The 24,038-nt window shown below is 61.4% G+C and carries 18 protein-coding genes; 9 read left to right on the forward strand and 9 right to left on the reverse strand.

The genetic code is table 11. The features are described from left to right. The first annotated feature begins 32 nt into the window (after nucleotides 1–32). Together NL154_RS06575 and ppx are read left to right on the forward strand one after the other, a co-directional pair. Complete coding sequence (locus NL154_RS06575; RefSeq protein WP_221123398.1) at nucleotides 33–2,237, forward strand: RNA degradosome polyphosphate kinase; 2,205 nt, start codon at nucleotides 33–35, stop codon at nucleotides 2,235–2,237. Between the two features lie 11 nt (nucleotides 2,238–2,248). Continuing rightward, nucleotides 2,249–3,769: an exopolyphosphatase gene (gene ppx, locus NL154_RS06580; RefSeq protein WP_210628382.1), complete on the forward strand. Its 1,521-nt coding sequence runs from the start codon at nucleotides 2,249–2,251 to the stop codon at nucleotides 3,767–3,769. A 156-nt stretch (nucleotides 3,770–3,925) separates the two neighbouring features. Here the strand turns inward: ppx and NL154_RS06585 are convergent, their stop codons facing one another. From NL154_RS06585 to NL154_RS06600, 4 genes are all read right to left on the reverse strand, one after another. Continuing rightward, nucleotides 3,926–5,284 (reverse strand): esterase-like activity of phytase family protein, encoded by a 1,359-nt coding sequence (locus NL154_RS06585; protein ID WP_434733812.1) that lies wholly within the window; start codon nucleotides 5,282–5,284, stop codon nucleotides 3,926–3,928. 105 nt (nucleotides 5,285–5,389) lie between these two features. Continuing rightward, nucleotides 5,390–6,451 carry an adenylate/guanylate cyclase domain-containing protein gene (locus NL154_RS06590; RefSeq protein ID WP_434733813.1) on the reverse strand — a complete coding sequence of 354 codons (1,062 nt, stop codon included), beginning with the start codon at nucleotides 6,449–6,451 and terminating at the stop codon, nucleotides 5,390–5,392. A 77-nt stretch (nucleotides 6,452–6,528) separates the two neighbouring features. Continuing rightward, nucleotides 6,529–7,674 carry a ribonuclease D gene (rnd, locus tag NL154_RS06595; protein ID WP_210628379.1) on the reverse strand — a complete coding sequence of 382 codons (1,146 nt, stop codon included), beginning with the start codon at nucleotides 7,672–7,674 and terminating at the stop codon, nucleotides 6,529–6,531. A gap of 131 nt (nucleotides 7,675–7,805) precedes the next feature. Further along, nucleotides 7,806–9,197, reverse strand: coding sequence for a multicopper oxidase family protein (locus tag NL154_RS06600; RefSeq protein ID WP_434733814.1), 1,392 nt, complete (start codon nucleotides 9,195–9,197; stop codon nucleotides 7,806–7,808). Nucleotides 9,198–9,451: 254 nt separating this feature from the next. Here NL154_RS06600 and aspS point away from each other — a divergent pair, with 254 nt between their 5' ends. Then, on the forward strand, nucleotides 9,452–11,242 hold the full coding sequence (gene aspS, locus NL154_RS06605; RefSeq protein ID WP_210628377.1) for an aspartate--tRNA ligase: 1,791 nt from the start codon (nucleotides 9,452–9,454) through the stop codon (nucleotides 11,240–11,242). A gap of 133 nt (nucleotides 11,243–11,375) precedes the next feature. Here aspS and NL154_RS06610 read toward each other — a convergent pair whose 3' ends face one another. Next, nucleotides 11,376–12,563 (reverse strand): hypothetical protein, encoded by a 1,188-nt coding sequence (locus tag NL154_RS06610; RefSeq protein WP_210628376.1) that lies wholly within the window; start codon nucleotides 12,561–12,563, stop codon nucleotides 11,376–11,378. A gap of 236 nt (nucleotides 12,564–12,799) precedes the next feature. Between NL154_RS06610 and parC the strand changes: the two genes are divergently transcribed. Both parC and NL154_RS06620 read left to right on the forward strand, forming a co-directional pair. Beyond that, on the forward strand, nucleotides 12,800–15,055 hold the full coding sequence (parC, locus tag NL154_RS06615; protein WP_434733815.1) for a DNA topoisomerase IV subunit A: 2,256 nt from the start codon (nucleotides 12,800–12,802) through the stop codon (nucleotides 15,053–15,055). Between the two features lie 222 nt (nucleotides 15,056–15,277). Continuing rightward, nucleotides 15,278–15,736, forward strand: coding sequence for an SRPBCC family protein (locus tag NL154_RS06620; protein WP_184453111.1), 459 nt, complete (start codon nucleotides 15,278–15,280; stop codon nucleotides 15,734–15,736). Nucleotides 15,737–15,817: 81 nt separating this feature from the next. Here the strand turns inward: NL154_RS06620 and NL154_RS06625 are convergent, their stop codons facing one another. The 4 genes from NL154_RS06625 to hemB form a co-directional block, all read right to left on the reverse strand. Next, nucleotides 15,818–16,699 (reverse strand): DMT family transporter, encoded by an 882-nt coding sequence (locus NL154_RS06625; RefSeq protein WP_210628374.1) that lies wholly within the window; start codon nucleotides 16,697–16,699, stop codon nucleotides 15,818–15,820. A gap of 352 nt (nucleotides 16,700–17,051) precedes the next feature. Next, nucleotides 17,052–17,828 (reverse strand): arginyltransferase, encoded by a 777-nt coding sequence (locus tag NL154_RS06630; RefSeq protein ID WP_011424835.1) that lies wholly within the window; start codon nucleotides 17,826–17,828, stop codon nucleotides 17,052–17,054. A 195-nt stretch (nucleotides 17,829–18,023) separates the two neighbouring features. Further along, nucleotides 18,024–18,482: an RDD family protein gene (locus tag NL154_RS06635; RefSeq protein ID WP_221147287.1), complete on the reverse strand. Its 459-nt coding sequence runs from the start codon at nucleotides 18,480–18,482 to the stop codon at nucleotides 18,024–18,026. Between the two features lie 74 nt (nucleotides 18,483–18,556). After that, complete coding sequence (gene hemB / locus NL154_RS06640) at nucleotides 18,557–19,570, reverse strand: porphobilinogen synthase (protein ID WP_434733816.1); 1,014 nt, start codon at nucleotides 19,568–19,570, stop codon at nucleotides 18,557–18,559. A gap of 131 nt (nucleotides 19,571–19,701) precedes the next feature. Between hemB and NL154_RS06645 the strand changes: the two genes are divergently transcribed. From NL154_RS06645 to glyA, 4 genes are all read left to right on the forward strand, one after another. Continuing rightward, nucleotides 19,702–20,139 carry a DUF6163 family protein gene (locus tag NL154_RS06645; protein ID WP_210628371.1) on the forward strand — a complete coding sequence of 146 codons (438 nt, stop codon included), beginning with the start codon at nucleotides 19,702–19,704 and terminating at the stop codon, nucleotides 20,137–20,139. Between the two features lie 129 nt (nucleotides 20,140–20,268). Continuing rightward, entirely contained in the window at nucleotides 20,269–20,784 is a 516-nt protein-coding gene (gene ldtR, locus NL154_RS06650) for a transcriptional regulator LdtR (RefSeq protein WP_210628370.1), read from the forward strand. 435 nt (nucleotides 20,785–21,219) lie between these two features. Continuing rightward, on the forward strand, nucleotides 21,220–22,521 hold the full coding sequence (locus tag NL154_RS06655; RefSeq protein ID WP_210628369.1) for a L,D-transpeptidase family protein: 1,302 nt from the start codon (nucleotides 21,220–21,222) through the stop codon (nucleotides 22,519–22,521). 217 nt (nucleotides 22,522–22,738) lie between these two features. Then, on the forward strand, nucleotides 22,739–24,037 hold the full coding sequence (gene glyA, locus NL154_RS06660) for a serine hydroxymethyltransferase (protein ID WP_434733817.1): 1,299 nt from the start codon (nucleotides 22,739–22,741) through the stop codon (nucleotides 24,035–24,037). Nucleotide 24,038: the final 1 nt, after the last annotated feature.

Consider the following 24,038-nt stretch of genomic DNA (forward strand, 5'->3'; position numbering starts at 1 on the left):
GCCATCGCGATTGAAAACGGGGTAAGCCGACCATGGACAGCGCAGTCGCAGAACATCAGGAACTCACTCCGGAAACCAACGACAATATCCCCCCGCTGGACGAGTTGCTGGCAAGCCCCGAGCGCTTCATCAACCGTGAATTCTCCTGGCTGCAGTTCAACCGCCGTGTCCTGGAAGAGACGCTGAATACCGAACATCCGCTGCTCGAGCGCGTCCGCTTCCTGTCGATCTCGGCGGCCAACCTCGACGAGTTCTTCATGGTGCGCGTCGCCGGCCTCGAGGGCCAGGTGCGCCAGAACATCGCTATCCGCAGCCCCGACGGCAAGACACCGGCCGAACAGCTCGATTCGATCCTGCAGGAGATCGACCATCTGCAGATGGAGCAGCAGGCTTCGCTCGCTGTGCTGCAGCAGTACCTCGCCAAGGAAGACATTCTGATCGTGCGCCCGGGCGCCTTGAGCGATGCAGACCGCCAGTGGCTCGCCTCCGAATTCGAACAGGCGATCTTCCCGGTGCTGACGCCGCTGTCCATCGATCCGGCCCATCCGTTCCCCTTCATCCCCAATCTTGGCTTCTCGATCGGCCTGCAGCTCGTCAGCAAGAACGGCCGCGAGCCGATGACGGCGCTGCTGCGCCTGCCGCCGGCGCTCGACCGCTTCGTCCGGCTGCCCGACGATGGAAACACGATCCGCTACATCACGCTGGAAGACGTCGCGAACATCTTCATCCATAGGCTCTACCCGGGTTACGAGGTGCAGGGCTCCGGTACGTTCCGCGTCATCCGCGACAGTGATATCGAAGTCGAGGAAGAGGCCGAGGATCTCGTGCGCTTCTTCGAAACGGCACTCAAGCGCCGCCGTCGCGGCAAGGTCATCCGCATCGAGACCGATTCGGAAATGCCGGCCTCGCTGCGTCAGTTCGTCGTGCAGGCGCTCAGCATCCCCGAAAATCGCGTCGCCGTTCTGCCGGGGCTCCTGGCGCTGAACACTCTGTCGGAGATCACCAAGGCGCCGCGCGACGATCTCAGGTTTCAGCCCTACAATGCGCGATTTCCCGAGCGTGTCCGCGAACATGCCGGCGACTGCTTCGCCGCGATCCGCGAGAAGGACATGGTCGTCCATCACCCTTATGAATCCTTCGACGTGGTGGTCCAGTTCCTTCTCCAGGCTGCGCGCGATCCTGACGTTCTGGCGATAAAGCAGACGCTTTACCGCACCTCGAACGACAGCCCGATCGTCCGCGCTCTGGTCGACGCCGCCGAGGCCGGCAAGTCGGTGACGGCGCTGGTGGAGCTCAAGGCCCGCTTCGACGAAGAGGCGAATATCCGCTGGGCGCGCGATCTCGAGCGCGCCGGCGTGCAGGTCGTCTTCGGCTTCATCGAGCTCAAGACCCACGCCAAGATGTCGATGATCGTCCGCCGCGAGGAAGGGAAGCTCAGGACCTATTGTCACTTGGGAACCGGCAACTACCACCCGATCACCGCCAAGATCTATACGGATCTCTCCTATTTCACCTGCAATCCCGTCATTGCCCACGACATGGCGAATATCTTCAACTTCATCACCGGCTATGGCGAACCTGAAGAGGGCATGCAGCTCGCCGTCTCGCCCTATACGTTGCGCTCGCGCATCCTGCGTCACATCGAGGAAGAGATTCAGCATGCCAGGAACGGCGCGCCGGCGGCGATCTGGATGAAGATGAACTCGCTTGTCGACCCCGACATCATCGATGCGCTCTATCGCGCCAGCCATGCCGGCGTCGAAATCGATCTCGTCGTGCGCGGCATCTGCTGCCTGCGTCCGCAGCTGCCCGGTCTCTCGGAGAAGATCCGCGTCAAATCAATCGTCGGCCGCTTCCTCGAACACAGCCGCATCTTCTGCTTCGGCAACGGCTATGGCCTGCCGTCGGACAAGGCGCTGGTCTACATCGGTTCTGCCGACATGATGCCGAGAAATCTCGACCGCCGCGTCGAGACCATGGTTCCGTTGACGAATCCGACTGTTCATGAGCAGGTCTTGTCACAGATTATGCTCGGCAACGTGATTGACAATCAACAAAGCTACGAGATATTGCCCGACGGTACGTCGCGGCGCATGGAAGTGCGCAGGGGCGAGGAGCCGTTCAATGCGCAGCAGTATTTCATGACCAATCCGAGCCTGTCAGGCCGTGGTGAAGCTCTGAAATCAAGCGCGCCGAAACTGATCGCCGGCCTGCTCGAAGGCCGCAACAACAAGTAAAACTGGACCATATGGTTGAATCTGAAGCCCAGGGGCGCCTTCCAGGGATCGCCCCGGTCTCCGTCGTCGACATCGGATCGAATTCCATTCGTCTTGTCGTCTACGAAGGCCTGTCCCGTTCGCCTACGATCCTCTTCAACGAAAAGGTCCTCTGCGGCCTCGGCAAGGGCATAGCCATCACCGGCAAGATGGATGAAGAGAGCGTCGCCCGGGCTCTGGCAGCGCTCCACCGTTTCAAGGCCCTGTCCGATCAGGCGCGGGCCGCTACCATGTATGTGCTGGCGACGGCCGCCGCCCGCGAGGCGAGCAACGGCCCCGACTTCATCCATCAGGCGGAGACGATCCTGCAGCGCCACGTCCGGGTGCTTTCAGGTGAGGAGGAGGCTCGTTTCGCCTCGCTCGGCATCATCAGTGGCTTCTTCAATCCTGACGGCATTGCCGGCGACCTCGGCGGTGGTTCTCTTGAACTGATCGACATCAAGGGCAAGGAGGTCGGCAAGGGCATTACGCTGCCGCTCGGCGGTCTGCGCCTGTCGGAATATGCCGGCGGCTCGCTCTCCAAGGCGCGAACTTTTGCCCGCAAGCAGGTGAAGACGGCAAAACTCCTGGCGAAAGGCGAGGGGCGCACCTTCTATGCCGTCGGCGGCACCTGGCGAAATATCGCCAAGCTGCACATGGAGATCACCCATTATCCGCTGCATATGATGCAGGGCTATGAGGTATCCCTCGAAGCGATGATGCTGTTCCTCGATCAGGTGGTGACCGCGCGCGATTCCAAGGAACCGGCCCTCCAGGCCGTCTCGAAGCATCGCCGTTCGCTGCTGCCTTTCGGCGCCATCGCCATGAAGGAAGTCTTGAGCGTCATGAAGCCGTCGGTGATCTCCTTCTCGGCACAGGGCGTGCGCGAGGGTTATCTCTATTCGCTGCTGTCTGAGGCCGAGCGCCGCGCCGATCCGTTGTTGGCTGCCGCTGGCGAACTAGCGATCCTGCGTGCCCGTTCGCCCGAGCATGCCCGCGAACTGGCGGAATGGACCGGCCGCATGATGCCCTTGTTCGGCGTCCAGGAAACCGAAGAGGAAAGCCGCTATCGTCAGGCCGCCTGCCTGCTTGCCGATATCAGCTGGCGCGCCCATCCTGATTATCGTGGCCTGCAGGCACTGAACGTCATCGCCCACTCCTCCTTCGTCGGCATCAGCCATCCCGGCCGCGCCTTCATCGCGCTCACCAATTATTACCGTTTCGAGGGCCTGCACGACGACGGCGCCACCGGTCCGCTGGCGCAGATCGCCACCCCTCAGTTCATCGACCGCGCCAAACTGCTCGGCGGCATGCTGCGTGTCGTCTATCTCTTCTCGGCCTCCATGCCCGGCATCGTCAAGCACCTGACCTTCCGCAAATCGTCGAATCCGGACTTCGACCTCGAATTCGTCGTGCCGCCGGAATACCGCGATTTCGCCGGCGAGCGCCTGGACGGCCGCCTGCAGCAGCTGTCGCGGTTGACGAACAAGAGGCTGGCGTTTCGGTTCGAGTAGAGAGGCATTCTTTCCGCGGGCTCTTCCCGCGGTGCGGACCGTTCGCACTCCCTCATTCCTGTGACGAGCACAGGAATGAGGGAGGTCGAAGTAGTGCCATACGCAAAAGGGCGGCGCTGACCGCACCACCCTCCGGATGTCCTCAGGATTTTCTGCTCACTTCGCGTTCAAAAACTCGCCAACCTCGAGCAGGCTGAACTCGTTATTGTCGGCCTTGTCGACAGCGCGGCCGGCCGAGAAGGGCAGGTTGTTGTCGTTGCCGATGATGATGTGGGTGGCGTCGACGCGGTCGACGTTTTCGATGGTGACGAACGGCATGTCATAGACGTCATCCTTGCTGCCGGCCTGCTTCTTGTTGTCGGGGTCCTGAATATCAAGGAGATCGATGTAACCGATCTTGCGGACGGCCTTGCCGAGGTTGGCGTCGTTGAATTCGATCTTGTAGACGCGCTTCAGCACCGCCGGAGCTTCGAAGCAATCCGGCTTCGGCTGCTTCGGGTCGGAGCAGGCCTTGTCGCTGGTGCCGGCGCCGCTGTCGCGCTCGATGACGAGAGCGGTGGAGTCGTCGAGCATGTTGAAATCCCCGATCGATACACCCTTGTCTTCGAATGGATAAAGCCAGCTGCGGCCTGTCCACTTCTTGGAGCCAGCGTCGAATTCTATGACGCGGATGGCCGTATGGCCGTCAGCCGTTTCCATCGTGCCGTCATCCTCGTAGATGGCGCCTTCGAGCAGGCCGTAGAGCTTGGATCCGTCCTTCGACATGGCAAGGCCTTCGAAGCCGCCGGAGCGCTTCAGGTTGAAGACCGGCATCTTGGCGGCCGGATTGCCAGGCAGCTGGATCAGCGGGTTGTCGGGCGAAAGCACCGGCTTGCCGTCGAGCATCGTCGGGATCACGTCCGTCAGGCGACCTTCGGTATCGACCTTGAGGAGATAGGGACCGAACTCGTCGCCCAGCCAGAAGCCGTCGGCATCCGGCTGGATCGATTCGATGTCGAAGTCGGCGCCGGTAAGGTAACGCTTTTCCGTGCCTTCGAGCACGAGCGGGAACGGGGCGATCTTGTTTGGATCGGAGAGGAAGAGGTTCTTGACGACCTCAGCCTTGTTGGCAGTCCAGTCGAACTTCATCTGATGCAGGAACAGCATGGAGTCGGAAGAGTTGGCTTTCGAACCGAAGCCGTTGTCGGAGAGCGTCCAGAAGGTCCCGTCAGCCATCGTCTTGATGCCTGAGAAACCTTGGATCGGCTGGCCGTCGAACGGAAGCTTGAGGTCGGTCACGCGCGCGCCGTCCTTGCCTGGAACGGCGCCGAGAGCTTCGCTGCGCTTGCGGTCCGGCGTCGTGAACTTGCCGGAATGCTTGAGAAATTCGGGGGCGTCGGCCGGAGCCGGAACCATGGTATTGGCTGGCAGGATCGCCTGGCCGGTGAGCTTGGCCGGGAACTGCTGCTGGTCGGCCGAAACGGGGCCGGCAATCAGGATGAAAAGCGATACGGAAGCAAAAAGGACGTTCTTCATAATATCCCCATGGACGGATGCGAATGGCTTCCGCTTAACAGGGCTTCCGTGTCAGCGAATTGACGGTTGGGTGAAGCTTTGGTGACGGGTGATAAATGGACTTGCTCAGCCGTGCAGAACGACTGCGGGCGTGTTCAGAACGGTCACCGCACGCGAGGACAGCGCCATGACGCCGAGTGTCTGGCCGCGTCCCTTGACGGCATGGATCCCGAGATCCTCGCAGGAAATGTCATCGGGAAAGGTCATGCGCCGGGCCAGCTCCGCGGAGATCAGCACCTGCCGGTTCAGGCTGCGGCAGAGCGTCTCCAGCCGGGCGGTCGTATTCACCGTATCGCCAAAATAGCTGATCTTGTGGTGGTCGACGCCGACTTCCGCCGTGATGATCTCGCCGCCATGAAGTGCAACGTGAAGCTTCGGCACCTGGCCGTAATTTTTCCGCCAGCCGGCGGCATTGGCTTCGATATCGGCGAGGATATCGAAGATGCAGCGAACGCAGCGCGCATCCTTGACGCCGCGGGCCAGCGGCCAGGTAATGATCGCCGCATCGCCGACATAGTCGTTGATCATGCCCTTGTGGCGTCTGACCGGCTCGGCGAAAGTCGCAAACAGCGAGCTCAGCAGCTGCTGCGCCCTGAGGTCGCCGTGTTTTTCGGCAAAAGCCGTCGAATCGACGAGATCGATGAACAGGAAGACCCGCTCTTCCTTGACCGGATTGCGATAGCGGCTGATGAGCATGCTGGTGAATACTTCGCGGCCGAGCAGTTCGCGCACGCGCAGGATGAAGATCAGCGCCAAGCAGACGACTAGTGCATAAAGGAAGACGTCGAACGGCATGATGACGAGATCGAGGAGCGACGTCGGCTTCAGCACGCCGACCGAGCGAAGCAGCAGCCCGGCGCAGGCAAAGCCAATGCTCATCAGGATTTCGTAGATCGCCAGTTCGGTTATGATGAAGGCGAAGGTCGGTAGCTTCTGGATGCGTCTGTAGAGTCCGCGGAACAGCACCTTGCGCTCGAAGGCAATGATCGGCATGCCGATGAACAGCGCGAAGATCGCCCCGACGACCGGCGTCTGCTCCGAATAGAACATCGAATCATAGACGACGCCGCTCGCCGCGAGAACGATGACGATCAGGATCCAGTTCTGCGTCGGAGAAATTTCCCGCATGCCGCGCCCTTCGCTTCGCAGTGTCTCCGCCATTGTTTTCGGTTGGGAAAAAGGCGTTGAGCGAATTCGATTTGGTGTCAGAGTGCGACGGTTTCAACCTTCCGGCCGGCGAATCGCAATCCGATCTGGCCCTGGATCAGCTGCAGCGCCGGCTCGCCGAAAAGATCGCGCCGCCAGCCGTGCAGGGCAGCGACATCGGCCTTCTCGCCATCGGCGGCAATCTTGTCGAGATCCTCGCTGTTGGCGATCACCTTCGGCGCCACCCCATGTTTTTCCGAGATCAGCTTTAGCAGCACCTTTAAGAGTTCGACGGCGGCAGCTGCGCCCTCCGGGGCCTGTGCCTGACGTGGCACATGCGGCATCTCGGCTTTCGGAAGGGCGAGCGCCGCATTGACCGCTTCGACGACTGCCGTCCCGGCGGCCGAACGCTCCCAGCCCTTCGGAATGGTGCGCAGGCGGCCGAGCGCTTCGGAATCCCTGGGTTGCTGCTGGGCGATCTCATAGATCGCATCGTCCTTCAAAACGCGCGAACGCGGCACGTTGCGGGCCCGCGCCTCGCGCTCACGCCAGGCGGCGACGTATTTCAGGATTGCCAGCTCCTGCGGCTTGCGCAGGCGCATCTTCAGACGCTGCCAGGCGTCGTCGGGATGCATGTCGTAGGTCTCGCGCGCCTCGAGAATGTCCATTTCCTCGCGCAGCCACGACGTGCGGCCTTCGCGATCGAGTTCCGCCTTCAGCGACAGGTAGACGTCGCGCAGATGGGTGACGTCGGCCAGCGCATATTCCAGCTGCTTTTCGGAGAGCGGCCGGCGGCTCCAGTCGGTGAAGCGCGACGACTTGTCGATATGGACGTTCTTGATGCGGCTGACCAGCTGGTCATAGGAGACGCTGTCGCCGAAACCGCAGACCATGGCGGCGACCTGCGTGTCGAAGATCGGATGCGGAATGAGATTGCCGCGATTGAAGATGATTTCGATGTCCTGACGCGCCGCGTGAAAGACTTTCAACACCTTGGTGTCCGCCATCAGCTCGAAGAAGGGAGCGAGATCGATGCCCTTCGCCAGCGGGTCGACGAGTACTTCCAATGTCGGGCTTGCCATCTGGATCAGGCAGAGCTCCGGCCAGAACGTCGTCTCACGCAGGAATTCGGTGTCGATGGTGATGAAGTCGGACTTGGCCAGCTCTTTGCAGGCGGCCGCCAAATCGGCGGTGGTTTCGATCATATCATTTCATTCGCAAGGAAAAGGTTGGTTGAACCTTCCTTCTCCTTTCGCTTCGATATGTCAATACAACAGCATACGCTTCAAGCATTGCTGAAGAAGAATCACGTCCAAACTGAGGCACAGGGAATGCTTCAGCTCACTCTGATATAGCTGGTCATTCCCGTCTTCTGATGTTCGATGATGTGGCAATGCAGCACCCAGTCGCCGGGATTGTCGGCGACAAAAGCCAATTGCACTTTCTCGTCCGGCTGGACGAGGTAGGTGTCGGACACCAGCGGCATCGCCTCCCGCGCCGAGGAGGAGATCACCGTGAAACTCATCCCGTGCAGATGGATCGGATGCGCGTGCGGCGTGGTGTTCTCGAGGTTGAAGACATAGCTTCTGCCGAGCTTCAGTTCCGCCAGCGGCGCCGTCGGATCGGGCGTGTCTCCGGGCCACGGCACCTTGTTGATCGCCCAGAAGCTGTAGCCGAGCGTGCCGCAGATGCTTTCCACGGCGGCATTTTCCGCAGTGGCGCTCAACACCAGCGGGATCTGTTCGGCAACGGAAAGATCGGCCTTCGGAACAGGATTCTGGCCAAGAGGCCCGAGATCGCCGATGTCGCGCTTCAGCGATGCCCCGACCGCACGCAGGCTGGCGATCGTCTTCGGCGCCGTGCCGCGAATGTCTTCCAGTGTCGCGACGGCGCCTTCATCGTCCGGCATGCGCACCACAAGATCGAGCCGCTGGCCCGGCCCGATCTGCAGGAGGTCGAGGGGGAAGCGTTTCGGCACCGGATTGCCGTCGATTGCGATGACGGTCGCATCTGCGCCCGCCATCTTCAGCAAGAAGATGCGCGTCACGTCGGTGATGGCAATGCGCAGCCGCACCAACCCGCCGGCCGGGGCGTCATATTGCGGCTCCTGGCGCCAGTTGGCCGTGCGCACCGTGCCGTAGGTGCCGCTCTTGGCAGCGTCGCGCGGCCGAAAGGGCGCGATGAACTGCCCGTCGCCTCCGAGACGCCAGTCGCGCAGATTGAGCAACACCTCGGCATCGAATTCCGGATCAGCCGGATCCTCGACGACGAGCATGCCGGTCATGCCATGTCCCATCTGCGTCAGCGTGTTGCAATGCGGATGGTACCAGAAGGTGCCGGCATCGGGCGGCGTGAAGGCATAGTCGAAGCTGTCGCCGGTATAGATATAGGGCTGCGTCACGAAGGGCACGCCATCCATGCGGTTGTCGATACGAAGCCCGTGCCAATGGATCGTCGTCGGCTCATCGAGTCCGTTCTTCAGCCTTGCCGCGTAGGGCCGCCCCTTGGTCATTCTCAGAACCGGCGGCATGCCGTCATGGCCCCAGCTCATGACATCCCGAGTCGGACCCGCCTCGGTCAGGATGGCCTCGGTTTTCACAGCCGTCAGCAGCTGCGGTTCCGACGCCGCCTCGGCCAGTCCGAATTTGCCCGCAACGGCCATGCCTGCGCCATATGCGCCCGCGACGGCGGATGCCTTCAGAATGTTGCGGCGGGTCAGCAGAGGCATGCGGAGGCTCCAGGATGGGAATGCTGATCCTTTTAAAGTTGAGCCGCATCTTCATCAATATGGGAAACGCGGCCAAACTGCCGCAGCCTGCGGGTCGCAGCCTTGCCATAAACGCATGCCAAACCCAGGGGCGGGGGCGCCAAGCCTTGACAAATCGGAGCGTCCATGCGCTTTTCCGCCCGATTTTCTTGTCGGCGCGGGAGGGTCTTCGAACCCCTGCTGCCGTCTTCAGCCACATGCCAGGATTTGAGATCATGCATCGCTACCGCAGCCACACATGCGCCGCCCTCCGCAAGACGGATGTCGGCTCGACCGTCCGCATCGCCGGCTGGGTCCATCGCGTTCGCGACCATGGTGGCGTTCTCTTCATCGACCTTCGCGACCATTACGGCATCACCCAGGTCGTCGCCGACCCGGATAGCCCTGCCTTCAAGACGGCGGAAACCGTGCGTGGCGAATGGGTCATCCGCATCGACGGCCTCGTCAAAGCCCGTACCGAAGAGACCGTCAACAAGAACATGGCGACCGGCGAGATCGAGCTCTACGCGCAGGAGATCGAAGTGCTCTCCGCCGCCAAGGAATTGCCGCTGCCGGTCTTCGGTGAGCCTGATTATCCGGAAGACGTTCGCCTCAAGTATCGCTTCCTCGATCTTCGCCGCGAAACCCTGCACAAAAACATCGTCAAGCGCACCCAGGTGATTTCGGCCATGCGCCGTGAAATGGGCGGCGCGGGCTTTACCGAATATACCACGCCGATCCTCACAGCCTCCTCGCCCGAAGGCGCGCGCGACTTCCTCGTGCCGAGCCGTATTCATCCCGGCACCTTCTACGCTCTGCCGCAGGCGCCGCAGCAGTACAAGCAACTGCTCATGGTCGCAGGTTTCGACCGTTACTTCCAGATCGCGCCGTGCTTCCGTGACGAAGACCCGCGCGCCGACCGCTTGCCTGGCGAATTCTACCAGCTCGACCTCGAAATGAGCTTCGTCACCCAGGAAGACGTCTGGGACACCATGGGTCCGCTGATGACCAAGGTGTTCGAAGAGTTTGCCGAAGGCAAGCCGGTCACCAAGGAATGGCCGCGCATCCCCTATGACGAGGCGATCCGCAAATACGGCTCCGACAAGCCCGATCTGCGCAACCCGATCGTCATGGAAGCGGTGACCGAACATTTCGCCGGCTCGGGCTTTAAAGTCTTCGCCGGCATGATCGCCTCCAACCCGAAGGTCCAGGTCTGGGCGATCCCGGCCAAGACAGGCGGCTCGCGTGCTTTCTGCGACCGCATGAACGCCTGGGCGCAGAGCCAGGGCCAGCCGGGCCTCGGCTACATCTTCTGGCGCAAGGAAGGCGAGAAGCTCGAAGGCGCCGGACCACTTGCCAAGAACATCGGCGAGGAGCGCACCGATGCGATCCGGACCCAACTTGGTCTTGGTGACGGCGACGCGTGCTTCTTCGTCGCCGGAGAGCCGGAAAAATTCTACAAGTTTGCGGGTGAGGCCCGCACCAAGGCCGGCGAAGAACTCAACCTCGTCGACCGCGACCGCTTCGAGCTCTGCTGGATCGTCGACTTCCCATTCTTCGAATGGAACGACGAGGAAAAGAAGGTCGATTTCGCCCACAACCCGTTCTCGATGCCGCAGGGTGGCCTCGATGCGCTCAGGAACCAGGATCCCCTGACGATCAAGGCCTTCCAGTACGATGCCGTCTGCAACGGCTTCGAGATCGCCTCGGGTTCGATCCGCAACCAGTCGCCGGAAACCATGGTCGCCGCCTTCGAGAAGGTCGGTCTCAGCCAGCAGGACGTCGAGGACCGCTTCGGCGGCCTCTACCGCGCCTTCCAGTACGGCGCGCCTCCGCATGGCGGCGCCGCCTTCGGCATCGACCGAATCGTCATGCTGCTCGTCGGCGCCAAGAACCTGCGTGAGATCTCGCTGTTCCCGATGAACCAGCAGGCCCAGGACCTGCTGATGGGCGCGCCGACCCCGGCAACCCCGACGCAGCTGCGCGAGCTTTCGATCCGGCCGATCCCGCCGGTCAAGAAGGACTGAGTTCGGCTCAGCGTCGAACAGAAAAGCCCGGCGGCCGCAAACGCCGGGCTTTTTGTCTGCGCGGATCGTTTGATTTGAAACAAGAAAGGACCCGGCAGCGGAACTGTCGGGCCCTTTCTTGCAATTTGAGCGATCAGTCGTTGGCCGAAACCTTGACGCCGAGCACCTGCGGCAGCGTGTTCGGAGCGCCCATCGCGGCGCCGACGATCGTCGGGAACGGCACCGGCTTTTCAGGAGCGGCCTTCACCGTCAAGCTCTTGGGGTCGTCGAGGAAGGTGTTGACGGCGGCCGAAACGGCGTTCTGCAGTTCCGGGATATTGAGCTGCGCCAGCATGATCGGCGTCATCGCCTTCAGCGAATCCGCCATCTGCTTGCCTGACATGTTCTGCTGCGAACCGGCGTAATCGAGCGCCCGCTTGGTGATCGAGGCATCTTCGAAGCGCACGTGAGCGCCCTCGAAGGACAGCTGCTGCATCAGGCCGAGCATGGCAAGGCCGAGCGCCTGCTGCGACTGTTCCGTGTTCGGATTGGATTCCGATTCCTTCACCGCATCCTGCAGTGATTTCATGAAGGCCATCGTATAGCCGGAGATCTTGAAGCCGAGGTTGAGCTTGCCGATGTTCGTGAAGTCGAAGGCGATTTCCGAAACGTCGAACGTGCCGGGCCCGAGCTCCCAGGCGCCTTTCATGGTGATGTCGCCCTGGACGTGCTGCAGGGCGAGCTTCTCGATCGCATCCTTGCCCTGCGGATCTTCGGCCTTGGTGAGATCGGCCTTCATGCTTTTGAAGGCGCCGTCGAAATCGAAGCCGGATTCGTCCTCGCGCAGCGTCAGGTTCATGTCGCTTTGCAGTAGCGAGAACACTTCCGCGCCGTCCTTGACCACCTTCAGCGGGCCGGTATGGGCGGTTTCGTAGAGCATCATTGTGTCGAGGCTGTCGCCGCCGGCTGTCGCCGGAATGGAAATGCCGCCGAGCGTCAGCTCTTGTGCGGTCATGGTGACGCCGTCTTTCGTCGTGTTGATATCGGGGAAGGCGGCCTCTTCGATGTAATAGCCACCTTCCTCATCTTCCTCCACGCCGGACAGGGTGACTTCGCCGATGGCGAAGCTCTCGTTGCCGGCCGGTTTGATGCTGACTTTCTTCAAGGTCACGGTGGTGCCATTGATATCGACGCCGTCAGCCGAAATCGTTCCGCCCTGTGCGGCATAGGCGGCATTGAGCTTCTTCAGCAGATCATTGCCGTCGAGGGCCAAGGCCGAGCCGGCGAGCGAGAAAAAGGCTGCGCCCGACAGCATCAGCCGCGTTGTCCGATAAATGTTCATAAGGGTGATTCCTCTGGTGGCGTGTGGCGGTTTGGAAATCTGCAGTTACGCTACTACGGATTGGGGCCGCTTTATATTTGCGGACTTCTAAATTTCTGTTGAAGGGAACGGCAAACGAAGTCCAAATTGCGGCGGAACGTTTGTCTCATCCTTTGATGTCGCCCCCAAGACTTCATCCACAGCTGCAATAGGCCGGATTCCTTGCCCGCCGGCCACTTCTGGGCTAGTCAAGGCCCATGGGACAAGAGATTTTGCCGCCTTCCGGCGGAGACGACGACAACATCCAGCCGGTCGACCTCAAGGCGGCGCTCGAGCAGCGTTACCTTGCCTATGCGCTGTCGACCATCATGCACCGCGCGCTGCCTGACGTGCGCGACGGGCTGAAGCCTGTCCATCGCCGCATCGTCTACGCGATGAACGAGATGGGGCTGAGGCCCACTTCGGCCTTCAGAAAATGCGCCAAGATCGTCGGCGAAGTGATGGGTAACTACCATCCGCATGGCGACCAGTCGATCTACGACGCGCTTGCCCGTCTCGCCCAGGATTTCTCGCAGCGTTATACGCTGGTCAACGGCCAGGGCAATTTCGGCAATATAGACGGCGACAGCCCCGCCGCCATGCGTTACACCGAATCGAAGATGACGGCGGTCTCCGAACTGCTGCTCGAAGGCATCGATCAGGATGCGGTCGATTTCCGCGACACCTACGACGAATCGAATTCCGAGCCGGTCGTGCTTCCCGGCGCCTTCCCGAACCTGCTCGCCAACGGCTCCTCCGGCATCGCCGTCGGCATGGCGACCTCGATCCCGTCTCACAATGCGCATGAGCTTTGCGACGCCGCCCTGCATCTGATCAAGCATCCCGATGCGACCATCGAAAAGCTCGTCGAATTCATTCCCGGCCCGGATTTCCCCACAGGCGGCATTATCATCGACAGCCGCGACAGCATCATCGAGAGCTACCGCACCGGCCGCGGCGGTTTTCGCGTGCGGGCGAAATGGCAGACGGAGGATCTCGGTCGCGGCGGCTATCAGATCGTCATCACCGAAATTCCCTTTCAGGTGCAGAAATCGCGGCTGATCGAGAAGATCGCCGAGCTGCTGATCGCCCGCAAGCTGCCGCTGCTGGAAGACATCCGCGATGAATCGGCCGAGGACATTCGCATCGTCCTCGCGCCGAAGTCCCGCAGCGTCGATCCGACCATCCTGATGGAATCGATGTTCAAGCTGACGGAGCTCGAAAGCCGCTTTCCGCTCAACATGAACGTTCTGTCCATGGGGCGCATCCCCAAAGTCATGGCGCTGAACGAGGTGCTGAAGGAGTGGCTGGACCACCGTCGCGAAGTCCTGCAGCGCCGGTCGCGCTTCCGCCTGGCCGCAATCGACAAGCGTCTCGAGATCCTCGGCGGTCTGTTGATCGCCTACCTCAACATCGATGAGGTGATCCGGATCATTCGCGAGGAAGACGAGCCGAAGCCGGTCATGATGGCGCGATGGGATCTGACCGACAATCAGGTCGAAGCGATCCTCAACATGCGGCTGCGCGCCCTGCGCAAACTGGAAGAATTCGAGATCCGCAAGGAGTTTGACGAACTCACCAAGGAAAAGAGCGAGATCGAGGCGCTGCTTGCCTCGGACGACAAGCAGTGGCAGACGGTTGCCTGGGAAATCGGCGAGGTGAAGAAGAAATTCGCCAAGGCGACCGAGGTCGGCCGCCGCCGCACCCAGTTCGCCGACGCGCCTGAGGCCGATGAAGAGGCGATCCAGCAGGCGATGATCGAGAAGGAGCCGATCACGGTCGTCATATCCGAAAAGGGCTGGATCCGCGCCCTGAAGGGCCACATCGCCGACACCGCGACGCTGACCTTCAAGGAAGGGGACGGCTTGAAGGTGGCCTTCCCGGCGCAGACGACGGACAAGATCCTGATCGTCACGACAGGCGGCAAGGCCTTCACGCTCGGTGGTGACAAGCTGCCGGGCGGACGCGGCCACGGCGAGCCGTTGCGTATCACGGTCGACATGGATAACGACCAGGCGGTGCTGACCGCCTTCGTCCACGATTCCGCGCGCAAGCAACTGATCGTGTCGACGGCGGGCAACGGTTTCGTCGTTCCAGAGGCGGAGCTGGTCGCCAATACGCGCAAAGGCAAGCAGATCATGAATGTCGCGCTGCCGGAGGAAACGCAGCTGCTGGTGCCGGTTAGCGGCGATCATGTTGCCGTCGTCGGCGAGAACCGCAAGCTGCTGGTCTTCCCGCTCGCGCAGGTGCCGGAAATGTCGCGCGGCAAGGGCGTGCGCCTGCAGCGCTACAAGGATGGCGGCATTTCCGACGTCCGCTGCTTCGCAATATCAGACGGCCTCGTCTGGGAAGACAGCGCCGGCCGCACCTTCACGAAGAACAAGGACGAACTGGCCGAATGGCTGGGCGATCGCGCTAGCGCCGGCCGCACCGTGCCGAAGGGCTTCCCGCGCAGCGGCAAATTCGCCGGCTGAGGCTTTACGGCGCCGCGCACCTGTCCAGGCGCGCAAAGGACCGTCGTAACGCCTTGGTTTTCTGTCGAATTAAATTCCGCGCTCGGCTCTTGGCGGGCGTGGGAACTTCTCTATCTCATTGCTGTTATCAAAATAGGAGAAGGCCGGTTGCGTGGGCGGACGGAACGGCTGTGGTCCGTTGCGCCTCGAGAAGGCGCCCGTGCCCCTACCGGAGGAAAATCGATGCCCGCCAGCACCATCAAATTGCATGTCAGCCAGACCTACAAGGCCCCGCCCGCTGTGGTCTACGACGCCTGGCTCAACCCCGAAATTGCCCGCCGCTTCCTGTTTGCGACCGATGATGGTCATGTCATCCGTGCCGACATCGACCCGCGTGTCGGCGGCCGTTTCTTCGTCGTTGACCGCCGCCCGACCGGCGACGCCTTTCATCAGGGCGTCTTTCTGGAATTGAAGCGCCCGCAACGCATGGTCTTCAGCTTTTCCGTCGAGGAGCACGACCACAATTGCGATCGCGTCGAAATCGACATCGAGCCTCTCGGCGGCGGCAGCCGGCTTACATTGACCCACGAAATGTGCGCCGAATGGGCCGCACACGAGGAGAAAACGCGGCAAGGCTGGGCGCATGTCGTCGAAGCCCTCGGCCGGGAACTGGAACAGCAGCAGTTGAAGGCTACCGGTTGAGCGGCACGCTGAAGCCCCAAGGGAAGCGCGTCGCTCCTTCATCGTTGTATGACATGGGGCCAGGCAAGCGACAACGTCACATCATGAGACTTGCCTGACGCTCTTGCGTCGCGCCATCCAGAGGGAATGCACGGCGATTGTCGCCGTCAGGATGCCGCCGCCGACGAGTGTCATGGTCGCGGGCGTTTCGGCAAAGATCAGCCAGACCCAGATCGGCGCCAGCACCGTTTCCAAGAGATAGAACATGCCGACTTCAGGCGCGGACAGATAACGTGGTCCTGTCGCCAGGCACCAGAAGGCGACCGGCATCACGATGGCGCCGTTGAAGAGGATCCAGCCGGGATGGACGATGGCAAGCCCTGAGGGCAGAGCCTGCGTGAGGCCGAGTACAGCCGGCAGGATGGCGGCAAGCAGCGGCACGAAGCCCATTTGCCGGCGAGAGGCACGCCCGACCGTAATGGCTGCGGCAAGAATGAGCGCGCTGAGAAGCGCCATGGCGTCGCCAAAAACATGGCCGCTGGAAAGTCCTTCGCTCACGATCAATCCGACGCCTGATATCATGAACAGCATCGCGACCAGCGTTGCGGCCGGAGGCTTCTCCTTGAGGAAAATCCAGGAAAGAAGAGCTCCGAACATCGGGTTGAAGGCGACGATGAAGACGACATTGGCTGTGGCCGTATTGAAGACGGCCAGCACGAAGGTGAGGGAAGAGAGACCGTAGAGCAGACCGGCAAGCAAACCGGGTCGCCCCGGAACGAGAACCGGCCACTTGCCCGAAACCAGGCGCATTGCTCCTAATATGACGAGCGTGGCGACGACCGTTGCTGCGCTCCGCATTCCGAGAATCGACCAGATGTCACCGTCGCCAAGGCGGACGAGCGGGATATCCATGGAAAGCGCCAGCCCGCCGATCGCCGTCAGCAGCAGGCCCTTCCGATGATCGGAAAGAGCGGTGGGGAGCATTTAGAGCCTTTGCTGGTCAGCTTGAAGCATTCTGCCGGAGCAGGTTTTCGTCAGGGCAGAAGCGATTGGCGACGGGCATACCCCAAGTACGTCCGAGCCGATCGCCTCTGCCCTGGCTAGAGATGCCCGGCCCACCGGCCGCACCGCTTCGCCATGGCGAAGCGACAAGTGCGTCCGGCGATTTTTTAGTCTTGCAGATTTGCCTGGCAAATCTGGGGGAGGGTCGGCTGAAACGGGCCGCCTGCTCGACCGGCCGGCTTGGCCGTAGATCTGGGCTACGACGCGCGCCGGCCGGTCGACCATCCGACTCCGTTTGAGCCAACAGAATGCTCCAAGCTGACCGGGAAAGGCTCTAATCGTGGGTGCTTTCGGGCATGGAGGAGGGGTCGAAACGCTCCCAGCCGCGCGGAGTGAGATGCTCCTGCGGCTGGAAACGGGTCTTATAGTCCATTTTTCGTGAACCCTGAACCCAGTAGCCGAGGTAGACATGCGGCAGGCCAAGCGCTTTCGTGCGCCTGACATGGTCGAGAATCATGAATGTGCCGAGCGAACGCCGCTCGAGCGCCGGATTGAAATAGGAATAGACCATCGACAGCCCGTCGCTCATCGTGTCGGTGAGTGCGGCGGCAAGCAGTTCGCCCTTCGGCCGCTCCTCCAGCCCGGAGCCTTCCTCGCGCCGGCGGTATTCGATGATTCGCGTGTTCACATGCGTGTCTTCCACCATGATCGCATAATCGAGCACGGTCATGTCGGACATGCCGCCCTGCTGGTGGCGGAAATCGAGATAGCGCCGGAAGAGTGAATATTGCTCGCTGGAAGGCTGGGCTGCGAATTCGGTGGCGATGACGTCGGAATTGGCGGCAAGCACCCGTTTCATCGATTTCGTCGGTTCGAATTCCTGGGCGAGAATCCGCACGGAAACGCAGGCGCGACAGGATTCGCAGGCCGGGCGGTAAGCGATGTTCTGCGAGCGGCGGAACCCGCCCTGGGTGAGGATGTCGTTCATCTCGGCGGCCCGCGGGCCGACCAGATGGGTGAAGACCTTGCGCTCCATCTCATGCGGCAGATACGGACACGCAGCCGGAGCCGTCAGATAAAACTGCGGGGATGGCGTCGTCTGCGTATTCATTTGTCGCGGAAGTTTCCTTGTCGAGACAGTGCCGTTTTCTGACAGCATGACCTAAGAATAGAAAACGTCAACAGCGCGGCGGTCTCCGCCCTTCATTTCAGTCTTCTAATCTTGGATATGGAGCATCGTGATCCCCGGTACAGGGAAGGCGGAGAGTTTTTTCGTCTCCGCCACCAGGTCCCAGGCAGCAGGATCTCAGGCAGTGCGCACTGTCACCGTGCCGACCAGTAGGTCGTGGATGAGACGGCTGCGCTCGATAAACAGGCCGGCAAGCAGGATGAGCGGCGTCAGCACCGAGTTCAGGATCCAGAACAGCGCCAGATGCACGATCGCCGTCAGGAAATCCATCGGCCGTCCATCGACGCGCACGATCGCAATCCCCATTGCCCGCATGCCGAGCGAAGCCTGGCTCGGTCCGCCGACGGTCAGGCCGAAGTAAAGGCCGGCGACGATGACGAAGAGGGCAGGGTAGAGGAAGAAGCCGAGGCCGAGCGTGACGATCGAAAGGAAGAACAGAACGATCGCCGCGGGAATGCACAGCAGCGCCACGATGAGGTAATCGAGCATGAAGGCAAACACACGGCGGCTCAACACGCCGCTATAGGCGCGCCAGTCCTCCGGTGCGGCATAAAGCGGATTGGGGTTGTAGCTCATCTCGATCTCCTCTCGCAAAAGCGACGCCGCTGATATGGTGTCGGCGGGGCGAAATACAATCATTCGCCCCGAAATCACCTCTTTGCGAGAATTTTCGCCACCTCGACCGCGAAATAGGTGAGGATGCCGTCGCATCCCGCCCGCTTGAACGACAGCAGCGTTTCGAGCATCGCCCGCTCGCCGTCGATCCAGCCGTTCATCGCTGCCGCCCTGATCTGCGTATACTCACCGGAAACCTGGTAGGCGAAGGTCGGCAGGCCGAAGGCCTCCTTCATCCGCCAGCAGATGTCGAGATAAGGCAGGCCGGGCTTGACCATCAGCATGTCGGCGCCTTCCTCGACGTCGAGGGCGGCGTCGCGGATCGCCTCGGTGCCGTTGGCCGGGTCGATATAATAGGTCTTCTTGTCGCCTATCAGCAGGCCGCCTGTCGAGATCGCCTCGCGATAGGGGCCGTAGAAGGCAGAGGCGAATTTCGTTGCATAGCTCATGATGCCGACGCTCTGGTGGCCGGCGGCATCGAGCGCCATGCGGATGGCGCCGATGCGCCCGTCCATCATCTCCGACGGCGCGATGATGTCGGCGCCAGCATCGGCCTGCATCACGGCAGCGCGCGCCACCTGATCGACCGTCTCGTCGTTGACGATCTCGCCGTCTCTCAGAATGCCGTCATGGCCATGGCTGGTGAAGGGGTCGAGCGCGACGTCGGTGATGACACCGATCTCCGGCACCGCCTTCTTGATCGCCGCCGTGGCCTTATTGATCAGATTGTTGGCCTCGAGGCTGTTCGAGCCTGTCTCGTCACGTAGCTCCATCTCGATATTGGGAAAGGTCGCCAGCGCCGGAATGCCGAGATCGGCCGCTTCGCGGGCGGCCTCGACGGCCTTGTCGATGCTCATGCGGTTGACGCCGGGCATGGCCGGGATCGGATCGATGATGCCGGAACCCGGCACGATGAAGATCGGCCAGATCAGGTCGTCGACCGTCAGCCGGTTCTCCTGCACCAGCCGGCGCGTCCAGTCCGCCTTGCGGTTGCGCCGCATGCGGCGATGGCCGGTGATGTCGTCGACGAGATGCGTCTTATCTTGCATGATATCTGTCCCTGGCCCATTCCATTTATCGGAGCGCTCATTATCATGGCGCCCGGAAAATCCAAACCGGACGATTGGCCGCGGCGGAAAAACTGCTTGTAACGATCCGATCCCGAACCGATGTTTGCGCCATGGAAACCGAATCCCCGACACTACCGAAACGCACGCTGGCGGATCTTCTCTTCATCCTCCTCCTGAGGCTGGTGGCCGTATCCTGCTTCTGGTTCGGTCTCCAATATTGGGCGATGCTCGTCGGCTATTCCTTGGTCGGCGCCGGCCGCTTCGATCTTTTGAACCTGCCGTGGAAGGTGGCGAGCACCAGCCTTGCCGTGCTTTTCCCCGTCGCCTCCCTCGGCCTCTGGCTTACCGTCTCCTGGGGGCCGGTTATCTGGGTGCTGGCAGCAGGCGGACAGATCCTGATGTATGGCCTGCTGCCTGATATCTTCGGACCCAACAAGCTGATCATTCTGCTGCATCTCATGGTCGCCGCGGTCTACTGCATATTCCGCCTGTTGCTCTGGCTGGAAAAGCGCCGGCACCGCCGCCAGGTAAGTGTTGATTTACCCTGAGACAACGTGGAGTTTCCGGTAAGGCTCCATTAAGCCTGCGGTTTAAGTCGAATTTTATATGTATTCGATAGGGTCTCACTCAAGGCGGGAAGAAAACGACACCGCCAAACAAACAGTGAGGCAGTCAATATGAACACGAAAATCAAGCCGCAGGCGGTATCCAACTTCCGTGACCAGCAGGATCAGGGCATCCGTGATCTTTACATGGAATCCCTTCATCTGGTCGAACGTCTTCATCGCCGTCTTCTCGACGTCATCAAGGACGAGTTCGACCGCCAGGGTCGCAGCGACGTCAACGCCATCCAGGCGCTGCTCCTTTTCAACATCGGCAATTCCGAGCTGACCGCCGGCGAGCTGCGCTCCCGTGGCTACTATCTCGGCTCCAACGTTTCCTACAACGTGAAGAAGCTGGTCGACCTCGGCTTCATCAACCACCAGCGCTCCCGCATCGACCGCCGCTCGGTCCGCATCAGCCTGACCGACACCGGCCAGGACATCGCCGAAACGGTCGCCAAGCTCTACGAACGCCACATCGCCTCGATCGACAAGGTCGGCGGCATCGGCACCGACGAGTTCACCCAGATGAACAAGCTGCTCCAGCGGCTCGACCGCTTCTGGAACGACTCGATCATGTATCGCCTCTAAGACCCTCGACCTCCTTTCAGGGTTGAAGAAAACCGGATGCGTTCCCTGCGCGTCCGGTTTTGCCGTTTGCGCCCGCGTGGCATCTTTGCAACGCATGGCAGGCAAGCGTAAGGGCCGGTATTCAAGCCGTTTTTTAGCCGTTATTAACCGGCACGATTTACCTCGTCACATGGTTCGTTGCGTGATGACTCGGCCATCGGCAGCGATCTGCGGTCCCGGCAACACGAATTGGCCATATTGGTGTGGCAGCGGAAGGTTAGCAACCGGCGCTTTCAATGGACCAGGAACGTTCAGGCTTCCGCATCGCAGTCTTGTGATGCGGGGGCAGGATTTTCCGATGTGCCGGGAGAACGAATGGATAGGGATCTGCGTTACGGCGCAGTGATATCGCAAAGCGCCGCGCTTCCTTGCATGCGGCATTCAGTGGTTGGGACTATGTCGAAGAAAAACGGAAATGAAGCTCTCTCGCGCCGCGCTTTCCTTGCGTCCGCGGCAACGATTGGAGCCAGCGCTATGGCCGCGCCGGCATTGGCGCAGTCGGCGCTCGATACGCTGATCAACGCGCCGCGCCGCGGCAACTGGGACGACCAGTTCGATGCCAAGGCGGCTTCGCGCACGGCGACCGCCGTCGTTTCCAATACGCCGATCCTCGGTCCCCAATCGGTCGCGAGCGCACAGCAGGCGATCATGCAGTATCAGCAGATTGCGGCAGCCGGCGGCTGGCCGGAAGTCAATCCCGGTGATCAGCGCCTGCAGCTCGGCGTTTCCTCTCCCGCCGTCCAGGCGCTGCGCCAGCGCCTTGCGATCACCGGCGACCTGCCGCGCGAGGCAGGCATGTCGAACGCCTTCGATTCCTATGTCGACGGCGCCGTCAAGCGCTTCCAGGCGCGTCACGGCCTGCCGTCCGACGGCGTTCTCGGCGAGTTCACGCTGAAGGCGATGAACATTCCGGCCGATGTCCGCCTGCAGCAGTTGAACACCAATCTGGTCCGCCTGCAGACCTTCCCGGAAGATCTTGGCCGCCGCCACCTAATGGTCAACATTCCGGCCGCCTATGTCGAGGCCGTCGAAGACGGCAGCGTTGCGACGCGCCACACCGCGGTCGTCGGCCGTCTGAGCCGACCGACGCATCTCGTCAACTCGAAGATCTACGAAGTCATCCTCAACCCCTACTGGACCGCGCCGCGCTCGATCGTCGAAAAGGATATCATGCCGCTGATGCGCAAGGATCCGACATATCTCGAAAAGAACGCGATCCGCCTGATCGACGGCAAGGGCAACGAGGTTTCTCCGGAGACTGTCGATTGGAACGGCGAGGCGCCGAACCTGATGTTTCGCCAGGACCCGGGCAAGATCAACGCCATGGCGTCGACGAAGATCAACTTCTACAACAAGAACGGCGAGTACATGCACGACACGCCGCAGCAGGGCCTGTTCAACAAGCTCATGCGTTTCGAATCGTCGGGCTGCGTCCGCGTTCAGAACGTGCGCGACCTGTCGACCTGGTTGCTGCGCGAGACGCCGGGCTGGAACCGCCAGCAGATGGAACAGGTGATCGCAAGCGGCGTCAACACGCCGATCAAGCTCGCCACCGAAGTTCCGGTCTATTTCGTCTACATCTCCGCCTGGGGCATGCCCGACGGCATCGTCCAGTTTCGCGACGACATCTATCAGATGGACGGCAATGCCGAGCTCGCGCTCGATACCACGGCCGGCATGGAACAGCCGGTTCAGTAAGCGGCGACCTCAGCATCGTGATTTTGAGAACCGCGCCTCGAGGGCGCGGTTTTTTATGCCGGGCAGGGCGCTTCGTCATGCGGCCGCCATTCGTCGGCGCCGCGCTGTCGCAAAATGGCCGGAGCGCGCGCTTTGCTCAGCAAATGTCGTTCTTCGTATTGCCCTTGCCACGGCGGAAGGCTAATACCTCAGCGCATTCCAGTTGAGGAGCCCGCCCATGACCAATGCTTCCACCGAATCCTTCTTCAATCGCTCGCTTGCGGACGTTGATCCGGAAATTTTCGGCGCGATCGGAAAGGAACTCGGTCGCCAACGGCACGAGATCGAACTGATCGCTTCCGAGAACATCGTCTCCCGCGCCGTGCTGGAAGCCCAGGGCTCCATCATGACCAACAAATATGCCGAGGGTTATCCGGGCAAGCGTTATTACGGCGGCTGCCAGTTCGTCGATATCGCCGAGGAACTGGCGATCGAGCGCGCCAAGAAGCTGTTCGGCGTCAATTTCGCCAACGTCCAGCCGAATTCCGGCTCGCAGATGAACCAAGCCGTGTTCCTGGCGCTGCTGCAGCCCGGTGACACCTTCATGGGTCTCGACCTGAATTCGGGCGGCCACCTGACGCATGGTTCGCCGGTCAACATGTCGGGCAAGTGGTTCAACGTCGTTTCCTACGGCGTGCGCGAAGGCGACAACCTGCTCGATATGGATGAAGTCGCCCGCAAAGCCGAAGAGCACAAGCCGAAGCTGATCATCGCCGGCGGCACCGCCTATTCCCGCATCTGGGACTGGAAGCGCTTCCGCGAGATCGCCGACAGCGTCGGCGCCTATCTGATGGTCGACATGGCTCACATCGCCGGCCTCGTCGCCGGTGGCCAGCATCCGTCGCCGTTCCCGCATTGCCATGTCGCGACGACGACGACGCATAAGTCGCTGCGCGGCCCGCGCGGCGGCGTCATCCTCACCAATGAAGAGGATCTCGCCAAGAAGTTCAATTCGGCTGTCTTCCCGGGCCTGCAGGGTGGTCCGTTGATGCACATCATCGCTGCCAAGGCCGTCGCCTTCGGCGAGGCGCTGCAGCCGGAATTCAAGGATTACGCCACTCAGATCGTCAAGAACGCCCGGGCGCTGGCCGAGACGCTGATCGCAGGCGGCCTCGACGTCGTCTCCGGCGGCACCGACAACCACCTGATGCTCGTTGACCTGCGCAAGAAGAACGCCACCGGCAAGCGCGCCGAGGCAGCTCTCGGCCGCGCCTATATCACCTGCAACAAGAACGGCATTCCCTTCGACCCGGAAAAGCCCTTCGTCACGTCAGGCGTGCGTTTGGGCGCACCGGCCGGCACGACGCGCGGCTTCAAGGAAGCCGAATTCCGCGAGATCGGCAATTTGATCGTCGAGGTTCTCGACGGCCTGAAGGTCGCCAATTCCGATGACGGCAACGCCGCCGTTGAAGCCGCCGTGCGCGGCAAGGTGGTCAACCTCACAGACCGCTTCCCCATGTATGGCTACATGGGGTAAG

Source organism: Rhizobium sp. YTUHZ044 (assembly GCF_051123975.1).
GTDB lineage: Bacteria > Pseudomonadota > Alphaproteobacteria > Rhizobiales > Rhizobiaceae > Rhizobium.